The sequence below is a fragment of the Labrys sp. WJW genome, from assembly GCF_001676615.1.
In the GTDB taxonomy this organism is placed as follows: Bacteria; Pseudomonadota; Alphaproteobacteria; order Rhizobiales; family Labraceae; genus Labrys; species Labrys sedimenti.
Genome location: NZ_LYXZ01000014.1, coordinates 164,123 through 181,895, shown reverse-complemented (window position 1 = coordinate 181,895; position 17,773 = coordinate 164,123). Strand labels below are relative to the sequence as shown.

Genomic DNA, 17,773 nt, shown 5'->3' with positions numbered 1-17,773 from the left:
GCCCGAACCGAGGCAACCCATGGAAATCATCATCGAACGCGCGGCCCTGGTGAAGGCCCTCGGCACGGCACAGAAGATCGTCGAGCGCCGCAACACCATCCCGATCCTGTCCAATGTCGCGCTCTACGCCGATGCCGGCACGCTGCGCATCGTCGCCACGGATCTGGACCTCGAGGCCTCGATCACCGTACCGGCCGAGACGCCGACACCCGGCCAAACGACAGTGCCGGCGCATACCTTCGCCGACATCGTGCGCAAGCTGCCCGACGGCGCCCAGATCAAACTCGCGGAGCCAACGCCAGGCACCATCCAGATCACCTCCGGCCGCTCGCGCTTCAAGCTGCAGACGCTGCCGATCGAGGACTATCCGGACCTCGCCGCCGGCGAGATGGCGACCAGCTTCGCTTTGCCGGCAAAGACGCTGGCCGAGATGCTGGAGAAAACGTCCTTCGCCATCTCGACCGAGGAGACGCGCTATTACCTCAACGGCATCTATCTCCATGCCGTTGCGGGTCAGGATAGCCCCGCCCTTCGTACGGTGGCGACGGACGGCCATCGCCTCGCCCGCTTCGAAGTGCAGGCGCCAGCCGGCAGCGAAGGCCTGCCCGGCATCATCGTGCCCCGCAAGACGGTCGGCGAACTGGCGCGCCTCGCCAAGGAGGTCGAGGGCGATATCACCTTCGAGGTGTCGAACGCCAAGATCCGCGTTCAGGCCGGCAATACCCGCCTCACCTCCAAGCTGATCGACGGCACTTTCCCCGATTATTCCCGGGTCATTCCCACGGGCAACGACAAGATCGCCACCCTTGATCTCGCCAGCTTCGCCCGCGCCGTCGACCTGGTCGCTTCGATCTCCTCGGAGCGCGGCCGGGCGGTGAAGCTCTCCTTTGGCGAAGGCCGGTTGGATCTGGCCGTCACCAATCCCGACGCCGGCGATGCGCGCCAGGACCTCGACGTCGAGTATGCCAGCACGCCCATCGAGATCGGCTTCAACTCGCGCTATCTCAACGATGCGCTGTCGACCATCACCGGCGACACCGTGCAGGTCGCCCTCTCCGAACCCGGCAGCCCGGCGCTCTTCCGCACCCGTGAAGGTGCGCAGCTGCTCATCGTTCTCATGCCGATGAGGGTCTGACCAATGCTGATCGCTCTCTTCAACAACCTGCCCGAACTCGTGATGGGCATCGCCTGGTCCGGCCTATGCGGCTGGTCCGGCTATCGCCTCGGCCGCTGGCGCCGGCGCTGATTTCTGACCCAGGCGGCGGGGTTCGCCGCCATCCCCAACCGGAGAACCGGACTATGTTTGCCTCCCTCAAGCGCGCCTTCAAGGGCGCAACCCGCGAAGTCGCTGCCGAGTACGGCCAGAACAAGGATTTCCTCGAAGCAGTCTGCGCCGCCGCCGCCCTGGTGGCCGCCGCCGATGGCGACATCGAGGACAGCGAGCGCCGCAAGCTCGTCTCCCTCGTGCAGAACCATTCGACCCTGTCGAAGCTCTACCAGTCTAACGTCATCGAGCAGACCGCCGAGACCATGTTCAAGCGCGCCAAGGAGGCCAGCGGCCGCCAGCAGTTGGCCCGCGAGCTCGACGACATCAAGAGCCTGCCCAACGGCGCCCAGATGGCCGAGGACGTCTATCTGCTCGCCCAGGACATCGCCAACGCCGATGGCGAAGTCGAGCCCGAGGAAGATGTGGTGCTCAAGAAGATCGCCAGCCGCCTCGGCGTCGACACCAGCAAATTCGACTTCTGAGCCGATCCCCTCGGCCTGCCCAGCCGCGTGTTGGGCAGAGCGAGAGGATTTCCCAACCGACGATACCAGCGTGCCGAGGCCTTCGGCGCGAACGGGAAAGCCTTGCCGGAAGGAACCGCCATGGCCCGCAAGCCGTCAATACCGAGGTCTCAGATGAGCAGCTACGACAGGATGTTTTCGAAACGGAGCGGCATGGGATGGGTCGACATCCCTCGCGAAATGCTCCGCGCCCCCGAGCAACGATGCGACACCGTCAAAGGGTGTGGCGATCCAAGGTGCCCCCTTTGTTTGCCGCAAGATGGTCGTCGTGGCGATACTCGCCTCGGCGGCGCCGAGCCCTCCATTGAAGACTTTGTGAGTATGACCTTCAGCAAGTTCGCCCTGGCTATCGGCGACAAGGAAGTCAAACTCAGCCAATCAGATAGGGCATATGAGGAAGCGAAGAAGAAAGTCGAGAAATATTTGCTAGCCGAGGCGCATTCGACCACCTGGGATGATGTCGTCGGCAACGAGGCTGCCCGCACGGCTCTGATCGAGGCGATCGAGCACCCGATCACGCACGCCGATCTCTACAAGCACTATGGCCAGCGACCCTTGAAGGGCGTGCTGCTGTACGGTCCGCCCGGTTGCGGCAAGACCATGTTCGGCAAGGCGGCGGCCCACGTCGTGGGCAAGCTGCACGGCAAGGACGCCATGCTCCTCCGCATCAATGGCCCGGAGATTCAGTCGCCCTATGTCGGCAAGACCGAGGAGATCATCCGCAATATCTTTGCCTTCGCCCGCGAGTACCGGCGGGTGAACGGCCATCCTCTGGTGATCTTCATTGACGAGGCCGACGCCATCCTGCCGGCCCGAGACGGCCGCTCGGCGCCTTGGGATGCGTCGAACGTCGCCACCTTCCTCACGGAAATGGATGGCCTCACCACGTCCGGCGCCTTCGTCATTCTGGCGACGAACCGTCCTGACACCATCGACGCGGCCTTGCTTCGTGACGGTCGTTGCGATCGCAAGATCAAGGTCGAGCGCCCGGACCAGCAGGCAGCGGTCAAGATCCTCGGCAATGCCTTGGCCGGCGCTCCCCTGAGCAGCGAGAGCGGAGCCCCGGACGCTGCCGCCCTGGCAGAGACCGCGGCCGAGGCGATCTTCTCGCCCTACCATGTCGTGCGCAGCCTCACCCGCGTCATTGCCAAAGGCAAGAATGCGCAGGAGGATTTCCTGCCTCTGACCCTGGCGCACATCGTCAATGGCGCCATGCTGGTGGGCATAGTCGATCGCGCCAAGGGCATCGCCTTCCGCAGGGATCTGGCTGACGGCACCATTACCGGGTTGCGACCGGCCGATCTCCATAAGGCCATCGGTGAGGTGCTCGAGGAGAACCGCGGCCTCAACCACGACTATGCCCTCGGCGAGCTGCTCGAAAACGCTCCGCTGCCGAAGGAGTTCGGGAGGTCGCTGCAATGAGCATCCAGACCTCTCCCGCGGCGAAGGCGCTGGTCGACCACCTGCATGATTGCGACCGGCAGGCCGGCTATCGCATGGAAAGTCTGGTCGCGCCCCTGCCCGGCATGCCGCCCAAGGACGTTACACTTTTCGTTCCTATCCGGCTGATGCGGGATCTTGAAGCCGAGTTCCTTGGCGTCAACGGGCCTGACCTTGTCACTACGTGGACGTCAGACCGGCAGACCGCCAGCCAGAACGCCCGTGCTCAAGGCTTCACCGGCGACGCCTGTCCCAACTGCGGCAACTTCGCCATGCGCCAGGCCGGCACTTGCGCCACCTGCACGGCCTGCGGTGAAACGACGGGGTGCTCGTGATGGCTGTTTTCACCGTATCGAGCCCGATCACGCACCGATCGCTCATGAACAAGACCAAGCATGAACTCGCGAGCGAAGTGTTGCGGCTCATGCGCATCACCTCCGAGCTCTACGCCCTTGAGAACCCCAGGCCAGAGGCCGAATGGCACGAGGACCTCGGCGACGTTCTCTGGTGGAAATTCCCGATCGAAGAGCCGCCTTACGTCGGTTCGCCACTCTGTCTCGGATTCAACATCGGCGGCGGCCAGTTCGTCGGCGGCTGGCCCGGATACCACACCCACTTCACTCCGCTACCCTCCTGCAAGGCCATCACGGCCAATCACCGGGCCAATGAGATCGAGACCAAGCCATGAAGGTCATCACCGTTTGGCAACCCTGGGCGACGCTGATCGCCCTCGGCTTCAAGCCCTACGAATTCCGGGGCTGGGCCGCGCCGCGATCGCTCCAGGGCGAGCGTATCGGCATCCACGCCGGCAAGCGCCCTGTTCGCCGCCCCGAGATCGCCGACCTGATCCAGCGCCTGCGCTCCGATCAGGCCTGGACAACCTGCCTCAAGCCGGAAGCCCTGCCGGTGCTCGAGCGCGCCCTTACCTCCCCTGGCATCCTGCCCTTGAGCCATGTCGTCTGCACCGCCGTGCTCGGCAAACCCATTCGCGCATGGCAGATCGTCGGTGAGTTCGGCGGCGCGATCAACGACAGCGACCGTGACGAGCACTGCAACTTCGCATGGCCGCTCACCGACGTTGCGGAACTCCAGCCGCCCCAGCCCGCAACAGGCGCCCAGGGCTTCTGGGATTGGAAGGGAGGCGAAAATGGCTGAGAGGCCAATCCGCGTCCAACTATCCCGCGCGAAAGGCTGGCGGATGCCGGACGGCACCGTAAAGGTCGATCGTTCAGGCCCCTTCGGCAACCCCTTCACCATCGCGGAATGCCGCGAGGGGGGCTTCAAGGGCAACGATTTCGAGATTGCCGCCCGCTGCGTTGAGGCCTTCCGCGTCTGGATCGATACGCCCTATTGGCAGAACAACTGGGCCGGCGAGGAATCCGAGCGGCAACGCACGGCGATGCTCAAGTCCATCCCCGCCCTCCGCGGCCAGAATCTCGCCTGCTGGTGCAAGCCCGGATGGCCCTGCCACGCCGACGTGCTCCTCGAAATCGCCAACCGCCCGCTTTGTGAAGAGGCTTCCAATGGCTGACCATACCGGCATCGAATGGACCGACGCGACTTGGAATCCGATCGTGGGATGCTCGATCGTCTCGCCCGGCTGCACCAATTGCTATGCCATGAAGCAGGCCGCCCGCCTGCTTGACGGCAGCCCGAAGGCCCCGCATTACGCCGGCACCACTCGTAAGGCGAACGGCCACGCGGTCTGGACGGGCAAGGTCGCGCTCGCCCCCGAGCACATCCTCACCCAGCCGCTACGCTGGAAACGGCCGCGGCGTATCTTCGTCAACTCAATGGGCGACCTCTTTCATGAAGGCGTGCCGGATGAGTGGATCGACAAGGTCTTTGCTGTCATGGCCCTGTCGCCGCACCACACCTTTCAGATTCTGACAAAGCGCTCGGGCCGGATGCGGAGCTACCTGAAAGATTGCCGTATGACGCTTGGCCGTCAGCATGAAATCCGGCTCGCTACCGTTGAATTGGCGGGCGGGCGGGATGCGCCAGGAGTCACCGAAGCATGGCTACGGGTATCCGGTTCGATCGAGGCGCAGTCTTGGAAGCCGCTGCCCAACGTCTGGCTGGGCGTCTCGGCAGAGGATCAGAAACGAGCCGAGGAGCGCATTCCGGACCTGATCGAAACGCCGGCGGCGATACGTTTTGTTTCGGCCGAGCCGTTGCTTGGCCCACTGGATCTTAGCGAGATCGATATCAATGGCGATGGCGAAATGAATGCCCTCGCCATGCGATCATGGGCAGAAATATGGGCCGACGCCTTCGACCCCGCCGTGACTGGCACGACGCTCGAGGAGGCGATCGAGAGCTTCGAAGACTGGGGTGGCACCTATCCGCCGACCGACATACGGCCCCGCGGCCTCGATTGGGTAATCGCCGGCGGCGAAAGCGGCCCAGGCGCGCGTCCGATGCATCCACAATGGGCCCGAGACCTGCGCGACCAATGCGCGGCGGCTGGCGTTGCCTTCCACTTCAAGCAATGGGGCGAGTGGACACCTCGCGGCCCTGAGGCTTGGGGCTATCCGCTTGTCGACAATGTGCCGCAGATGAGAGTGACGGATACCGGCGACAACGGCCAGAGCCTTGCTGCGACCGGTGGAAGTCACTCCTGGATGCAACGCGTCGGCAAGCACACCGCCGGCCGCCTGCTCGACGGCATCGAACACAACGCTTTCCCCAAGGTGCCAGCATGATCCGCGTAACCTTCGACCTCCTGCCAGGCGGAGACGAGAGCCGCGCCCGTACCATTGGCATCATGGAAATCGCCAATGTCCAGACGCGACTCGACGGCACGGCCGACTATGCCGTCACCCTGAAGAAGACACCACCCTTCGAGGGAGCCCTGCGTCTGGCATGGAAGCGCGCGCGGCTGACCAGCAACGACACCGCCATCAACGGCGCGATCGCCGGCGAGGATGAGGAACTCATAACCGCCCTGGCGACCGGCCACCATCGCACTCGCCGCGGCGTCTACGACCTGCTCTATCGCGCCCTCCGCGCTTGCGGTCTTGACGCCAGGAATCCGGACAAGACGATATGAGCAGCCTTCGCATTCCTCCCAACATCGATGTGGCCGACATGCCCAAGACGGTCGGCTTCCTGGACAATGGGAACGCCCGATGACAAAGCGCACGCTCCGCATTTCCGACCGCGACCTGATCGCGATCGAGGCCCTTCTGACCCGGCTCGACGCTGAATTCAGCGAGCTTAATCGGCACGAAGATCCAGGCACGGACGATCGGACCGGCGCAGTCCTTTCACGCATTTCGGATCTTGAAGAGCGAGCGCTCGGCAGGATACCGGCCTCCATGCTCGGCTTGGCCGTGCAGGCCCGCGTCGTCGCCCGGTATGTCTCCTGCGACAGCATGGTGGAAAAGCTCATTCGCAACATCGAGACGATGGCGGCGGCGCCACTGCTGGAACCTGGATTACGGATCCAGGCTGGAAAGCGGTACCGGAATGGTGCCGGCCGGGTTACGACGCCTCTTTATCGGGTCGATAGTCGCGGTCTCCTTTTCGCTGATGACCGTAGCGGAGACATGTACGAGGTCGATGGCCGGCGTATCGGCGGCCACAGGGGCTGTGCCGAGGATCTCGTCGAAGAGGTCGCGCCCCAGCCCCGCGTCGTAAAACGCCAGCCCGTCTATGCCGAAGCCTCACAACTGGACGCTGCAGAATGATCAAGCCCGTAACCATCCTGCTGCTCGCCGCAACTGCCCTGGTCGCGCCCAGTTGGGCGAAGGTGCGCACGATGCCGCCTCGCACCGACGTGGTCGAAGGCTTCGAGCTGCGCGTCATCGACGGCGACACCGTGGCGCTGGGCGACGTTCGGCTGCGCATCGAGAACATCGACGCGCCGGAGACCGGCCACGCGTCGTGCTGGTATGAGAAGCAGCTCGGCCAAGCCTCGGCCGACATTCTGGCCGAGTTCCTCGTCGGCCAGCGCGTCACCATTCGCTACATCGGCCGTATCGATCGCTACGATAGACCCCTGGTCCGCATTGCGAACCGTGTCGGCGATGTCGGCGAGCAGATGGTGAAGGCCCGCGCTGCGTTGCCCTGGGCCTATGGCGCAAAGGCCAAGGCCTGGCGCAAGGCCCAATGGTGCGGAGGCAAATGATGCCACGCAATGCAATGAAGTTCACCCAGGCCGCCATCGAGCGGGCCGCGAAAGGCGTCAAGCGGGCCGGACTGGACATTCGTCGCGTCGAGGTGGATCAATCTGGCAAGATTGTTATTTTCACCGGTGCCGACGACGCCAGCCAGCCAGCCGACGACGCCGACGCCGCCCTAGAGCAGTGGCAGGCCAAGAATGCGCGTTCAACTTAAGGGCATCAATCGGTCCACCAAGCGCCTCGCCAACGGTACCAGCGTCACCTATTGGTACGCATGGCGGGGCGGCCCACGCCTGACGGGGGAACCCGGGACACCGGAATTCATGGCGTCCTACCAACAGGCTTGCAGCGAGAGGCAGCAGGAACGCAGTGCCGGCACCCTTCAATCGCTGGTTAACGCCTACCAACGCAGCACTGACTTTCTCGACCGCGCGCCACGCACCCGCGCTGACTACATTAAGCAGATAAAAAAAATCGAGGCCAAATTCGGCACCTTCCCGATCGCCGCCCTCCCCTCTCCCAAAACGCGCGGAATCTTCAAGGACTGGCGGGACGAACTGGCGGCGACCTCGCGGCGTCAAGCGGATTATGCGTGGACTGTGCTCGCGCTGATCCTCGCCTGGGCCAAGGATAGGGGCAAATGCGCTGCTAATCCCTGCGAGCGCGGCGGACGCGTGTATTCGGCCGAGCGCAACGACAAGATCTGGACGGATGAAATCGAGAAGACCTTCCGAGAGGCAGCGCCAGCCCATTTGCATCTCGCACTGACCCTGGCTCTCTGGACTGGCCAGCGGCAGGGCGATCTACTGCGCCTGACCTGGAGTAACTACGACGGCGAATGGATACGCTTGCGCCAAAGCAAGACAGGCACGCGTGTTGCGATTCCTGTCGGCGCGCCCCTCAAGGAAGCCTTGGACGCCGAGAAGGCCAGGAAACGTGGTGCCCTGATCCTCTTGACGGCCGCTGGCAACAAATGGACCAGCGACGGTTTCCGGACCTCCTGGCATAAGGCCGCAAAAAAGGCCGGAATATCCGGCCTGACCTTCCACGATTTACGGGGTTCCGCTGTTACTCGCCTCGGCATTGCCGGCGCTTCAGTTCAAGAGATCGCCACCCTCACCGGCTTGAGCCTTAAGGACGTGCAGGAGATGCTCGATTCACACTACCTGGCGCGCGATCCGACAATGGCCAAGAATGCAGTCCGCAAGCTCGAAACGAGAACGAAATCTGCAAACTGACCTGCAAACCGGCTCTGGTGTGTCGTCGGAAAAATCGGGCAAAAGCCCAACAAAATCAAATGGTAGCGAGGGAGGGACTCGAACCCCCGACACGCGGATTATGATTCCGCTGCTCTAACCAGCTGAGCTACCCCGCCACGCGGCCCGGCGCTGCCGGACGGGCGGCTTATGCAAGGCTGGGCCGAAACTGTCAAGCGGGTGGGAGAGGAAATCTTCTCCCCTCCCCGTTTTTGCCGCGGCTCCGGCCCCGCAGCCGCGATGTCAGGCCCGCTATCAGGCCTTGGCGAAGAGGCCGAGCAGGCCCTTGTGGACGGCCTCGTTGCCGGCCACGATGTCGCCGGTGTCCAGCATGGTGTCGCCGCCGCGGATGTCGGTGACGAAGCCGCCGGCTTCGCGCACCAGCACGATGCCGGCCGCCAGGTCCCAGGAAGAGAGCCAGCGCGAGGCGAGGCCGTCGAGGCGGCCGGAAGCCACATAGGCCAGGTCCAAGGCGGCAGCGCCGAAATTGCGCACGCCGGCGACCTTGCCCATCACGGCGCCGAGATCGGCGAGGTTGGTCTGGTGCTGGCCGCGGCCGAGGCGCGCCAGGCTCATGCCCACCATGGAATCTTCCATCAGGCGGCGGCCGGAGACGCGGATGCGGCGTTCGTTGTGGAAGGCGCCCTTGCCGCGCTCGGCCACGAACAGGTCCTCGGTGGCGGGATTGTAGACGACGCCGGCGACCAGCAGGCCCTCGCGCTCCAGCGCCACCGAAACCGCGAAGAAGGGCACGCCATGCAGGAAATTGGTGGTGCCGTCGAGCGGATCGATATGCCAGCGATGGGTCTTGTCCGCGCCTTCGACGACGCCGGTCTCCTCCATCACGAAGCCATAGCCCGGGCGGGCCCGCCCCAGTTCCTGATGCAGCGTGCGCTCGGCCTTCTTGTCGGCGATGGAGACGAAGTCGCCCGGCCCCTTGGCCGAGACCTGCAGGTTCTCGAGCTCGCCGAAATCGCGCTTGAGACCCTTGCCGGCCTTGAGCACGGCAGCAACCATCACATTCATCAAAGGTGAACGCAGCATCATGGAACTTTCAAATAACGGTCGCCCCGCAGATCGGGGCGCGAGAATGGGAAGCGGCCTGTCTAATGGAAAATGCCGCCGATATGAACGGGAAAATGCGACCGGCGCGAAAATTCGAATCGCGGCAGCCTGCGGCGCTCACAGGCCCTGATAGTAGGCCTTCCAATGGCTGCGCAGCGCCTCTTCCTCGGCGCCGATGTCATAAGCGGGCGAGGAGATCGGCTTCACGGCCTCGACGCGCACCTTTACGAAATGGCGGATGCGGTCGGCCAGCGCGCCCCAGCGGTCGAAAGCAGGGCGCAGGGCCGCGAAGGCCACATCCTCGCGCGAGATGATCTCGCAGCGACCGCGAATGCGCGCGCCCTTGCGGGCGAGCACATCGACGAAATTGATCTCCACCACCGGGCGCTCGCGGATGTTGCGCAGGGTGCCGGGGGAGCGTGCCTCCCCGAAAACGACATGGTGGTCGTCCGGCACCAGAGCAAAGCGCGTTTTAGTAGAAACGCCCTTTTGCTCTCACCCTTTGGCTCGACGCGTCTTTGCGATTCGAGGTGAGGCCTCAAATCGCAAAACGCTTGGCATCATGCCCTTGGGCGACAGATTGGGCGTGCCGTCGGGATTGACGCTTGCCACATAGCCGAGCGAATGGCTCTCGATCACTGCCCTCGCCGCTGCATCCAGCACCGCCGGCCTCCCCTTGTCGATCCCCTGGCCACCCCGCGGAAAATACCGGTTGGCATCACATGCCGTAGAAGCGGGCCCCCTGAATGGCTGCCGCCCGCACTTCCGGCGTTTGCCGCGCGACATATTCGTCGAGCTGCTTGTCCTCGAGCCCGGCCGCCTTGGCCAGCAGATGCCACATGCAGGCCAGAACCGGATTGGGCGCCAAGCCCATGCCGGCCGCATACATGCGCGCCAGGCGGTTGCGGGCGATCGGCGAACCGCGCAGGGCGGCACGTTCGAACCAGTCGGCCGCCATTTCCTGGTCGCGCGGCACGCCCTCGCCGTTGAAGAGGGCGATGGCATATTCCACCATTCCGTCGACATTGTTGGTATTGGCCGAGGCGAGGAAATAGTCGGCCGCCTTCTTCTTGTCGGCCGGTACGCCCTTGCCTTCCTTGGTCAGCACGCCAAGCGAATAGAGCGCATCGCCATTGTTGGCGAGCGCCGCCTGGCTGAAGCGCTTATAGGCGGTGGCATAATCGGGCGGGCCATTGGTGGTGCGCAGGGCGATGATGCCGAGATTATAGGCGGCCTCCGGCACACCCAATTCGGCGGCGCGGTTGAGCAACAGCATGCCGCCCGGCTCGTCCTTGGGCACGGTCTTGCCCAGGAGCTTGGTCATGCCATAGGCGAACATGGCATTGCGGTCACCGCGCTCGGCCGCCTCGGAATACCATTGCGCCGCCTTTGCCGGATCGGGCGGCACGCCCAGGCCATTGGCATAGAGCTGCGCGATCAGGGTCATCGCCGCGGGGTCCTTGTCGGACACCACGCGCTTGGTGGCTTCCTCCAGCGCCTTGAGATAGTAGCCGCGCTGGAAGGCGCCATAGGCCAGGTCCGGCGGCGGGCCAGCCGGTGCAGCGGGAGCCGCGGCCTCCGCGGGCTTGGCTGCATCGGCCGGGGCGGCGGCTTCGCCAGGCGTACTCTCCACCGGCTTGGCCGCGTCAGGCGCAGGCTGTGCCGGCGTGCCCGTCTCCACCGGCTTGGCCGCCTCGCCGCCGTCGGGTTGCGCGACATCGGCCGGCGCCGATGGTTCCGCCCGGCCCGGCAGCGAGATAAGAAGGACCGGCAGCGCCAGCGCGGCCGCAACAGCGATGCGCTTCATGCGAGACTCCCTCTCTGCTTCAGCAGCCGGTCCGCCAGCGCAACCGCTTCGGCAGGCCCCTGCTCGTGATTCCAGACGGCATTGCCGAGCGCCACGAAATCGGCTCCGGCGTCGGCGAACAGCGGCACCGCCGCCAGATCCGGCGCGAAGGCGACGCAGGGCACCTCGAAGAGCTCGGCCCACCAGGCGGTGCGCTCCACCACCCCCTCCAGTGGCGGCAGGCGCCCGTCGCGCGCCGGCTCGCCGAACATGACATAGTCGACCCCGCTTTCGGCGACGATCATAGCCTCGTCGCGCGTCCGGATGCCGCCCGCCCCGACGATGCGCTCCGGCTTGAAGCTGTCGAGCGCCTCGGCGAGGCCCTTGCGGCCGTCATTGAGATGCACGCCGTCGGCCCCTGCCCGCGCCACCACCGCGCTCCAGCCGCTGACGAGCAGCGCCGCGCCGGCGCCCTGCACCACAGGCGCGATCTCCTTGATCAGTTTCTTGGCGCTGTTGTCGTCGCCGGCCACAGGGGTGAACAGCACGCAGGCAACGTCGCCGGCCGACAGCGCGGCCCGCAGGGCCGGCAGGAAGGCGGCGACATCGTCGATGGCGGGGGTGACCAGATAGATCTGGACGGGCGGATGGGATGGAACTTCAGCCATGGCGGGAATCCCGGGAATCCTTCTTCTCGCTACGGCATCGGGGCCGATCCCGGAATCGGCGCCGATGCTGTAAGGTTTCGTCATCGCTTCGCATCGACGGGAGACCGCGAAGCTTTTTTCCGGAGCCGCTCAAGCGAATTTCGGCTCGAACTTGCCGGCCTTGTAGCCCTTGGCCATCTCGTGAAGCGGAATGACCTTGATCTTGGCAGCCTGGCCGGCCGTGCCGAATTCCTCGTAACGCTGCTTGCACAGCTTGATCATCGCATCCTGGGCGGGTTTCAGATATTTGCGCGGATCAAATTCGCCCGGATTTTCGGCAAAGATGCGGCGGACCTGGCCGGTGATCGCCATGCGGCAATCGGTATCGATATTCACCTTGCGCACGCCATGCTTGATGCCGAGCTGGATTTCCTCCACCGGTACGCCCCAGGTCTGCGGCATCTCGCCGCCATATTTGTTGATGATGTCCTGGAGTTCCTGCGGCACCGAGGAGGAGCCGTGCATGACCAGGTGCATCTCGGGCATGCGCTGGTTGATCTCCTTGATGACGTTCATCGCCAGGATGGCGCCATCGGGCTTGCGCGAGAACTTGTAGGCGCCGTGCGAGGTGCCCATGGCGATGGCAAGCGCATCAACCTTGGTGTCCATGACGAATCTCACCGCCTCGTCGGGATCGGTGAGCAGCAGGTCATGCGAGAGCTCGCCTTCGGCACCATGGCCGTCCTCGGCCTCGCTCATGCCGCTTTCCAGGCTGCCGAGCACGCCGAGTTCGCCCTCCACCGAGGCGCCGACCCAATGGGCCATGTCGACGACGCGGCGGGTGATGCCGGCATTATAGGCATAGTCGGCCGGCGTCTTGCCGTCCTCCTTGAGCGAGCCGTCCATCATCACCGAGGTGAAACCGGCCTGGATGGCGGTCAGGCAGGTCGCTTCGTTGTTGCCATGGTCCTGATGCACGCAGACCGGGATGTCGGGATAGATCTCGACCGCCGCATCCATCATCTTGGTCAGCATGATGTCGTTGGCATATTGGCGCGCCCCGCGGGAGGCCTGCATGATCACCGGCGAGCCGGTGGCCTTGGCGGCCTCCATGATGGCGATTACCTGCTCCATATTGTTGATGTTGAAGGCAGGGACGCCATAGCCGTGCTCGGCGGCATGGTCGAGCAGCTGGCGAAGAGTGATGCGTGCCATTGCGAGATCTCCGAGACGGTCGGCGTGGGTGGCGAGCCGTACGACGCCGTTCAGGCACGCAGGATCTCCACGCCCGGCAACGGCTTGCCCTCCAGCCATTCGAGGAAGGCACCGCCCGCCGTCGAGACATAGGAGAACTGGTCGGCCACCTTGGCATGGTTGAGCGCCGCCACCGTGTCACCGCCGCCGGCAACCGAAAGCAGCTTGCCGGCTTTGGTGCGCGCGGCGACATGCTTGGCGGCGGCCACCGTGCCGTGGTCGAAGGGATGCAGCTCGAAAGCGCCCAGCGGGCCGTTCCACACCAGCGTCTCAGCCTCGTCGATGGCGCCCTTGATGCGCTCCACCGATTGTGGGCCGGCATCGAGGATCATGCCGTCGAGCGGGATCGAATCGAGGCCATAGGCATGGTTCGGCGCATCGGCGGCGAAATGATAGGCCACCACGGCGTCGACGGGCAGGATGATGGCGCAATTGGCTTTCTCAGCCTTGGCGAGGATGGAGCGTGCAGTATCGGCAAGGTCACGCTCGGCCAGCGATTTGCCCACGCCGACGCCCTGGGCGTGCAGGAAGGTGTTGGCCATGCCGCCGCCGATGATGAGGGCATCGACCTTGGCGACGAGATTGCCGAGAAGCTCGAGCTTGGTGGAGACCTTGGCGCCGCCGACCACGGCGACGACCGGGCGCTTGGGCTGTTCGAGCGCGCGCGACAGCGCCTCGATCTCAGCCTGCATGGTGCGGCCGGCATAGGCGGGCAGAACGTGCCCGAGACCCTCGGTGGAGGCATGGGCGCGGTGGGCGGCCGAGAAGGCGTCATTCACCCAGATGTCGCCGTTGGCCGCCAGCGCCTTGACGAAGTCGGGATCGTTCTTTTCTTCGCCAGGATGGAAACGCGTGTTCTCCAGGCAGAGGATGTCGCCCGGCTGCATCGCCGCGACCGCCTTGGCCGCGGCCTCGCCGATGCAATCCTCGGCAAAGGCGACGGGCCGCTTGGCGATCTCGGCGAGCTTGGCGGCAACCGGCTTCAGGCTCTCCTTGGGGTCCACGCCCTTGGGCCGGCCGAAATGGGCGAGCAGAATGACCTTGGCCTTGGCACGGGCGAGTTCCAGGATGGTGGGGATGATGCGCTCGATGCGGGTGGCGTCGCCGACGACGCCATTCTCCATCGGGACGTTCAGGTCGACGCGGACCAGAACGCGCTTGTTTTCCACATTCACGTCGTCGAGGGTGCGAAAAGCGCTCATGCCTGTCCTGTCCATCTGTTTTCGGCAAGGTGCCCAGGGCGTCAGCATGGATTACCAACCCATACCGAACACACGCCCTAGCACACCCCGCCCGCCTCACAAAATCACCGGCGAGCAATAGAGCAAGCCGACGGATCGATAAAGCGGTGAACGCGAAGGACAGGCTGAAATTGCTGCGCCCGGCCAGGCAGCGCGATACAGGCAGATCGGCTGGTCAAGGCGGGCGCATGGGGCAACGCGCTCCTCACCCCTTCCTGCGTTCGAGCAATACGGGCAGGTCTTCAGCCGTGAAGGACGGATGGGCCCTGAGATCGATACTCACGACCCGCCATCCCAGTGCCGCATATTCGTTGAGGCGCTCGACGATGGTGGCGAACCGGTCCGCCTGGCCATCGATGTGAATCTTTTCAAGACGATATTCCATCAGGATATCCTTCCCTGCGTCCGCGGCCGGCATGAGGTCCGGCTCGTCTCAATTCGTCTTCGCATGACGAAAACGCCACTCCGCCGCCAGCGAGATCACCACCACCAGCCCGCCGGCCAGCCAATGGGTGCGCTCGGCACCCATGTTCGATGCGAAGCCCAGGGCCCATGGCGCCAGGATGAGCCAGGCCCCCAGGGCCATCGTGACCCATTCCTCCCATTGCCTGAACTCGCTCAAGGCGGCGAAGGCCAGATAGGCGAGCAGGAAGGCCATGGTCCAGGCATGCCAGGTCGGCACCGGCATCGTCCGGAACCCGGCCAGCCAGGGCGCGCCGAACAAGGCGAGCGCCACCAGCACCAGCAGCCAGTCTTGAACTCGTTTTCCTGAAAACAGGATCGAAACCATCGTCGCCTCCATGACCATTGCACCAGCGTTTGGAAATGATAATTATATCGTATTACGATATAATTTCCAATGCGAAGCCGATGGCTCGCGAGGCTGTGAAGGGAGCCGACCATGGCTGCAGATCTCAACTCCGACCTATCCTCCCCATTCATCCCGATGAAGAGCAATGACGATTCGATCGCCTGCGCCCGGCACTTGCTGCGCGCCGCCCGAAGGAAGTTCTTCACCAGGCCCTACGACGCCGTGAGCTTGGAGGAGATCGCCGCGAGTGCCGGCATTACCGAGGCGAAGGCGCTCGGCCTGTTCGCCAGCAAGGAGGAATTGTTCGCATCGCTCGTCGTCCAGGAGATGGCTGCCGCCGCGGTCGAAATCTGGTGCAGGACGATCGGATCGACCGACATGGAAGCGGTCCTGCTGCAAGTGGCGCGCAACTATGTCGGCTTGTTCGGTTCGAACCGCGCAAGGGAGATCTATCGCTCGCTGATCTGCGTGTCGGCACGCTTTCCCCATCTCGGCCGCATCATCTATGAACATGGCGCCAGGGTCCTGCTGGAAAGACTGTCGGGCTACATTGCGGCCCGAAGCGCGCAAGGCTGCCTGGCCGTCCCCGATCCCGACCTCGCCGCACAGCAATTCCTGAGCCTGGTCCACGGCAATTTGCACCTGCGCGAAGTGCTCGCCGCCCAGCCCGTCAGCGATGCCGAGATCGACCGCGTGATCGAAAGCGGTGTTCGTCTCTTTCTGACCGGATATCGGAGGGATCAGCGCGATGATTCGCACGCGACGCCCTCCGAACGCCTGGCGAAAACAACCGAGATCCACCGTCCGGCCAACGGCTCGGTCCGTCACTGATCGAGGCGCGCCGCCAATGAGAATTCCGGTTTCCAGCTTGGGCTTGGATGCCTGAGCCTGAGCGAGCATCTATGGCTCGACCTTCGGGGGAGGCGTCACCGGTCGGCGGCGACGCATGGGGTCTTCGTGAACGTGCGCTCTCACATCGGCAAAACGCCCTCAGGACTGACCTTTCCCGTCGATCTTCGGCGAAGCATTGGTATTCCGGCGCCGGCCGATCTCTTCATGCAGGAAACCGACGGGTCGAGATAGATCGGGCACCCGGTCCTCCTCCTTCAGCGGCACGCCAACCTGACGGAAGAAGGTTTCCAGACCGCCATCTCCGCCCGGCGCCAGCATGCCCAGGATCTTGCCCGGCATCCCGGTGTGATTCTCATAGGCATGGCGGACATGCGGCGGCACGCTGAGGAAAGCGCCCTTGCCGCAGATCACCGGCGGCCCGTCGCCGATCCGGAAGGTGAACTCACCATCCAGAACGTAGAAGATCTCCGCCTCGGGATGCTGATGCGGCTCGACATTTGCGCCAGGGGGCAGAATTGTCTCGATGAAGGCAAAATGCCCGTCCGTTTCGGAGGAAGCGGCCTTGAAGGTCATCAGCCCAACCTTGAATAGGATCCGTTCTCCCTCGCCCTCCTGGCGAATGACAGGCTTCCAGGTCATTCCGATCTCCTCCGTCTGCGGTCTTTCTTCCGATTCCGCCGACATCCGAGCGTAATGCCCAGCCGGCACGCTGCTATGTCACTCATGGTGTTCATGGCATGTCTACGCCCAGTACATCTCAACTTGAGGAGGAACCACGCACCGGCCTTCAACGCCGTGCCGAATTCTGCAGGAACACGACATAGCCCCTAAACCAGGGATTGTCGGTGAGGCCAGGTGGCTCCTGCCAGTCGCCGGCCTGCACCAGACCGATGCGGAAGGGCATCTGCAGCCGGCTCAGGCGCGAAAGATAGGCGGAATAGCCGGGGATCGTTCGGCGGCCCTGGTAGGTCTGGATGATCACTTCGTCGACGGTACCGCCGAGCGCTTCGAGCCCTTTGGGATCGCCATTGCTGCTCCAGTCCATCAGGCCGGTAATGCCGAGCCTGTATTCGGCCGGCAATTGGCGGCGCAGGCCCGCGAGGAAGGAAGCGTAGCTCTCCAGGTGGCGCGTACGGGCATCGAAATCGATCTGCAGGCCGATGACACGATTGCCCGCCGCTCGCCAGCGCCCGAGCTGGGCCAGGACCTGGGTATAGATCTCGGGCGGCCAGGCCAGGGTATCGACGCGTACCACCAGCCATAGCGGCGTATCGGGAAGACGCGGAACGGCACTTCGCCGGGACAGGAGACGAACCGGCTCCCGGGCACCGACCTCCGAGCCGAGCAAATAGAGTTCGCGCGCTCGCGCCAGGGCCGGCTGCGTCTTCACCCCCGCCCACAGCCAGAAGCTATGATAGCGGCCGATATCGACGGGAGCCTCCGCCGCGGCTACACGGCCAATGGCTGCCAGGAATACCACGAGGGCCCACGCCAAGCGCAGCATGT

Annotated in this window: 23 protein-coding genes, 1 tRNA gene and 1 pseudogene; 14 read left to right on the top strand and 11 right to left on the bottom strand. The window is 64.3% G+C overall.

Translation table 11 applies throughout. The annotated features are described in order from the left end of the window. Nucleotides 1-19 precede the first annotated feature (19 nt). The 13 genes from dnaN to BA190_RS09960 all read left to right on the top strand — a co-directional run bounded on the left by dnaN (nucleotide 20) and on the right by BA190_RS09960 (nucleotide 8,593). Entirely contained in the window at nucleotides 20-1,135 is a 1,116-nt protein-coding gene (gene dnaN / locus BA190_RS10020) for a DNA polymerase III subunit beta (RefSeq protein WP_068285739.1), read from the top strand. Between the two features lie 164 nt (nucleotides 1,136-1,299). After that, nucleotides 1,300-1,749 carry a tellurite resistance TerB family protein gene (locus BA190_RS10015; RefSeq protein ID WP_068285737.1) on the top strand — a complete coding sequence of 150 codons (450 nt, stop codon included), beginning with the start codon at nucleotides 1,300-1,302 and terminating at the stop codon, nucleotides 1,747-1,749. A 153-nt stretch (nucleotides 1,750-1,902) separates the two neighbouring features. Further along, nucleotides 1,903-3,210, top strand: coding sequence for a 26S protease regulatory subunit (locus tag BA190_RS10010; RefSeq protein ID WP_162275081.1), 1,308 nt, complete (start codon nucleotides 1,903-1,905; stop codon nucleotides 3,208-3,210). Next, nucleotides 3,207-3,563 carry a hypothetical protein gene (locus BA190_RS10005; protein WP_068285734.1) on the top strand — a complete coding sequence of 119 codons (357 nt, stop codon included), beginning with the start codon at nucleotides 3,207-3,209 and terminating at the stop codon, nucleotides 3,561-3,563. Before BA190_RS10010 ends, BA190_RS10005 begins: the two co-directional genes overlap by 4 nt. Continuing rightward, nucleotides 3,563-3,916 (top strand): hypothetical protein, encoded by a 354-nt coding sequence (locus BA190_RS10000; protein WP_156771455.1) that lies wholly within the window; start codon nucleotides 3,563-3,565, stop codon nucleotides 3,914-3,916. Before BA190_RS10005 ends, BA190_RS10000 begins: the two co-directional genes overlap by 1 nt. Then, nucleotides 3,913-4,383: a hypothetical protein gene (locus BA190_RS35860; protein ID WP_068285730.1), complete on the top strand. Its 471-nt coding sequence runs from the start codon at nucleotides 3,913-3,915 to the stop codon at nucleotides 4,381-4,383. Before BA190_RS10000 ends, BA190_RS35860 begins: the two co-directional genes overlap by 4 nt. Further along, nucleotides 4,376-4,759 carry a DUF4326 domain-containing protein gene (locus BA190_RS09990; RefSeq protein WP_068285728.1) on the top strand — a complete coding sequence of 128 codons (384 nt, stop codon included), beginning with the start codon at nucleotides 4,376-4,378 and terminating at the stop codon, nucleotides 4,757-4,759. The genes BA190_RS35860 and BA190_RS09990 overlap by 8 nt, the downstream gene beginning before the upstream one ends. Further along, nucleotides 4,752-5,933 (top strand): phage Gp37/Gp68 family protein, encoded by a 1,182-nt coding sequence (locus tag BA190_RS09985; RefSeq protein WP_068285726.1) that lies wholly within the window; start codon nucleotides 4,752-4,754, stop codon nucleotides 5,931-5,933. Before BA190_RS09990 ends, BA190_RS09985 begins: the two co-directional genes overlap by 8 nt. Further along, nucleotides 5,930-6,280, top strand: a complete 351-nt coding sequence (locus BA190_RS09980) for a hypothetical protein (RefSeq protein WP_068285724.1) — start codon at nucleotides 5,930-5,932, stop codon at nucleotides 6,278-6,280. Before BA190_RS09985 ends, BA190_RS09980 begins: the two co-directional genes overlap by 4 nt. Nucleotides 6,281-6,359: 79 nt before the next feature. Continuing rightward, nucleotides 6,360-6,920, top strand: a complete 561-nt coding sequence (locus BA190_RS09975; RefSeq protein WP_068285722.1) for a hypothetical protein — start codon at nucleotides 6,360-6,362, stop codon at nucleotides 6,918-6,920. Further along, complete coding sequence (locus BA190_RS09970) at nucleotides 6,917-7,360, top strand: thermonuclease family protein (protein ID WP_068285720.1); 444 nt, start codon at nucleotides 6,917-6,919, stop codon at nucleotides 7,358-7,360. Before BA190_RS09975 ends, BA190_RS09970 begins: the two co-directional genes overlap by 4 nt. Continuing rightward, nucleotides 7,357-7,569 (top strand): hypothetical protein, encoded by a 213-nt coding sequence (locus tag BA190_RS09965; protein ID WP_156771454.1) that lies wholly within the window; start codon nucleotides 7,357-7,359, stop codon nucleotides 7,567-7,569. Before BA190_RS09970 ends, BA190_RS09965 begins: the two co-directional genes overlap by 4 nt. Then, on the top strand, nucleotides 7,553-8,593 hold the full coding sequence (locus BA190_RS09960) for a tyrosine-type recombinase/integrase (RefSeq protein WP_068285716.1): 1,041 nt from the start codon (nucleotides 7,553-7,555) through the stop codon (nucleotides 8,591-8,593). Before BA190_RS09965 ends, BA190_RS09960 begins: the two co-directional genes overlap by 17 nt. Before the next feature lie 60 nt (nucleotides 8,594-8,653). On the opposite strand, the gene BA190_RS09955 is transcribed toward BA190_RS09960, so the two are convergent. The 9 genes and pseudogenes from BA190_RS09955 to BA190_RS09915 all read right to left on the bottom strand — a co-directional run bounded on the left by BA190_RS09955 (nucleotide 8,654) and on the right by BA190_RS09915 (nucleotide 15,394). Then, nucleotides 8,654-8,730 (bottom strand) — tRNA-Met (locus BA190_RS09955). A gap of 136 nt (nucleotides 8,731-8,866) precedes the next feature. Continuing rightward, nucleotides 8,867-9,655: an inositol monophosphatase family protein gene (locus tag BA190_RS09950; RefSeq protein WP_068285934.1), complete on the bottom strand. Its 789-nt coding sequence runs from the start codon at nucleotides 9,653-9,655 to the stop codon at nucleotides 8,867-8,869. 138 nt (nucleotides 9,656-9,793) lie between these two features. Then, nucleotides 9,794-10,462: pseudogene (locus tag BA190_RS36805) on the bottom strand (pyridoxamine 5'-phosphate oxidase family protein). Further along, on the bottom strand, nucleotides 10,395-11,483 hold the full coding sequence (locus BA190_RS09940; protein ID WP_068285712.1) for a tetratricopeptide repeat protein: 1,089 nt from the start codon (nucleotides 11,481-11,483) through the stop codon (nucleotides 10,395-10,397). Before BA190_RS09940 ends, BA190_RS36805 begins: the two are co-directional and overlap by 68 nt. Next, on the bottom strand, nucleotides 11,480-12,130 hold the full coding sequence (locus BA190_RS09935; RefSeq protein WP_068285710.1) for a thiamine phosphate synthase: 651 nt from the start codon (nucleotides 12,128-12,130) through the stop codon (nucleotides 11,480-11,482). The genes BA190_RS09940 and BA190_RS09935 overlap by 4 nt, the downstream gene beginning before the upstream one ends. Nucleotides 12,131-12,259: 129 nt before the next feature. After that, the gene (gene fba, locus BA190_RS09930; protein ID WP_068285708.1) at nucleotides 12,260-13,324 is read right to left on the bottom strand and encodes a class II fructose-bisphosphate aldolase; all 1,065 of its coding nucleotides are present in this window, start codon (nucleotides 13,322-13,324) and stop codon (nucleotides 12,260-12,262) included. A gap of 50 nt (nucleotides 13,325-13,374) precedes the next feature. After that, a complete protein-coding gene (pgk, locus tag BA190_RS09925; RefSeq protein WP_068285932.1) occupies nucleotides 13,375-14,565 on the bottom strand; it encodes a phosphoglycerate kinase in 1,191 nt (396 codons plus the stop codon). 244 nt (nucleotides 14,566-14,809) lie between these two features. Continuing rightward, entirely contained in the window at nucleotides 14,810-14,989 is a 180-nt protein-coding gene (locus BA190_RS09920) for a hypothetical protein (protein ID WP_156771452.1), read from the bottom strand. 48 nt (nucleotides 14,990-15,037) lie between these two features. Further along, complete coding sequence (locus BA190_RS09915) at nucleotides 15,038-15,394, bottom strand: SPW repeat protein (RefSeq protein WP_068285930.1); 357 nt, start codon at nucleotides 15,392-15,394, stop codon at nucleotides 15,038-15,040. A gap of 111 nt (nucleotides 15,395-15,505) precedes the next feature. On the opposite strand from BA190_RS09915, the gene BA190_RS09910 reads away from it, so the two are divergent. Next, on the top strand, nucleotides 15,506-16,246 hold the full coding sequence (locus tag BA190_RS09910) for a TetR/AcrR family transcriptional regulator (RefSeq protein ID WP_082979616.1): 741 nt from the start codon (nucleotides 15,506-15,508) through the stop codon (nucleotides 16,244-16,246). Between the two features lie 159 nt (nucleotides 16,247-16,405). Here BA190_RS09910 and BA190_RS09905 read toward each other — a convergent pair whose 3' ends face one another. Continuing rightward, complete coding sequence (locus tag BA190_RS09905) at nucleotides 16,406-16,906, bottom strand: cupin domain-containing protein (RefSeq protein ID WP_068285702.1); 501 nt, start codon at nucleotides 16,904-16,906, stop codon at nucleotides 16,406-16,408. Nucleotides 16,907-17,054: 148 nt separating this feature from the next. Continuing rightward, the gene (locus BA190_RS09900; RefSeq protein WP_068285700.1) at nucleotides 17,055-17,771 is read right to left on the bottom strand and encodes a DUF3142 domain-containing protein; all 717 of its coding nucleotides are present in this window, start codon (nucleotides 17,769-17,771) and stop codon (nucleotides 17,055-17,057) included. Nucleotides 17,772-17,773: the final 2 nt, after the last annotated feature.

Bases quoted from the DNA above. Each gene is read 5' to 3' on its own strand.
- dnaN (WP_068285739.1), top strand. From the start codon at position 20: ATGGAAATCATCATCGAACGCGCGGCCCTGGTGAAGGCCCTCGGCACG.
- BA190_RS10015 (WP_068285737.1), top strand. From the start codon at position 1,300: ATGTTTGCCTCCCTCAAGCGCGCCTTCAAGGGCGCAACCCGCGAAGTC.
- BA190_RS10010 (WP_162275081.1), top strand. From the start codon at position 1,903: ATGAGCAGCTACGACAGGATGTTTTCGAAACGGAGCGGCATGGGATGG.
- BA190_RS10005 (WP_068285734.1), top strand. From the start codon at position 3,207: ATGAGCATCCAGACCTCTCCCGCGGCGAAGGCGCTGGTCGACCACCTG.
- BA190_RS10000 (WP_156771455.1), top strand. From the start codon at position 3,563: ATGGCTGTTTTCACCGTATCGAGCCCGATCACGCACCGATCGCTCATG.
- BA190_RS35860 (WP_068285730.1), top strand. From the start codon at position 3,913: ATGAAGGTCATCACCGTTTGGCAACCCTGGGCGACGCTGATCGCCCTC.
- BA190_RS09990 (WP_068285728.1), top strand. From the start codon at position 4,376: ATGGCTGAGAGGCCAATCCGCGTCCAACTATCCCGCGCGAAAGGCTGG.
- BA190_RS09985 (WP_068285726.1), top strand. From the start codon at position 4,752: ATGGCTGACCATACCGGCATCGAATGGACCGACGCGACTTGGAATCCG.
- BA190_RS09980 (WP_068285724.1), top strand. From the start codon at position 5,930: ATGATCCGCGTAACCTTCGACCTCCTGCCAGGCGGAGACGAGAGCCGC.
- BA190_RS09975 (WP_068285722.1), top strand. From the start codon at position 6,360: ATGACAAAGCGCACGCTCCGCATTTCCGACCGCGACCTGATCGCGATC.
- BA190_RS09970 (WP_068285720.1), top strand. From the start codon at position 6,917: ATGATCAAGCCCGTAACCATCCTGCTGCTCGCCGCAACTGCCCTGGTC.
- BA190_RS09965 (WP_156771454.1), top strand. From the start codon at position 7,357: ATGATGCCACGCAATGCAATGAAGTTCACCCAGGCCGCCATCGAGCGG.
- BA190_RS09960 (WP_068285716.1), top strand. From the start codon at position 7,553: ATGCGCGTTCAACTTAAGGGCATCAATCGGTCCACCAAGCGCCTCGCC.
- BA190_RS09950 (WP_068285934.1), bottom strand. From the start codon at position 9,655: ATGCTGCGTTCACCTTTGATGAATGTGATGGTTGCTGCCGTGCTCAAG.
- BA190_RS09940 (WP_068285712.1), bottom strand. From the start codon at position 11,483: ATGAAGCGCATCGCTGTTGCGGCCGCGCTGGCGCTGCCGGTCCTTCTT.
- BA190_RS09935 (WP_068285710.1), bottom strand. From the start codon at position 12,130: ATGGCTGAAGTTCCATCCCATCCGCCCGTCCAGATCTATCTGGTCACC.
- fba (WP_068285708.1), bottom strand. From the start codon at position 13,324: ATGGCACGCATCACTCTTCGCCAGCTGCTCGACCATGCCGCCGAGCAC.
- pgk (WP_068285932.1), bottom strand. From the start codon at position 14,565: ATGAGCGCTTTTCGCACCCTCGACGACGTGAATGTGGAAAACAAGCGC.
- BA190_RS09920 (WP_156771452.1), bottom strand. From the start codon at position 14,989: ATGGAATATCGTCTTGAAAAGATTCACATCGATGGCCAGGCGGACCGG.
- BA190_RS09915 (WP_068285930.1), bottom strand. From the start codon at position 15,394: ATGGTTTCGATCCTGTTTTCAGGAAAACGAGTTCAAGACTGGCTGCTG.
- BA190_RS09910 (WP_082979616.1), top strand. From the start codon at position 15,506: ATGGCTGCAGATCTCAACTCCGACCTATCCTCCCCATTCATCCCGATG.
- BA190_RS09905 (WP_068285702.1), bottom strand. From the start codon at position 16,906: ATGACCTGGAAGCCTGTCATTCGCCAGGAGGGCGAGGGAGAACGGATC.
- BA190_RS09900 (WP_068285700.1), bottom strand. From the start codon at position 17,771: ATGCTGCGCTTGGCGTGGGCCCTCGTGGTATTCCTGGCAGCCATTGGC.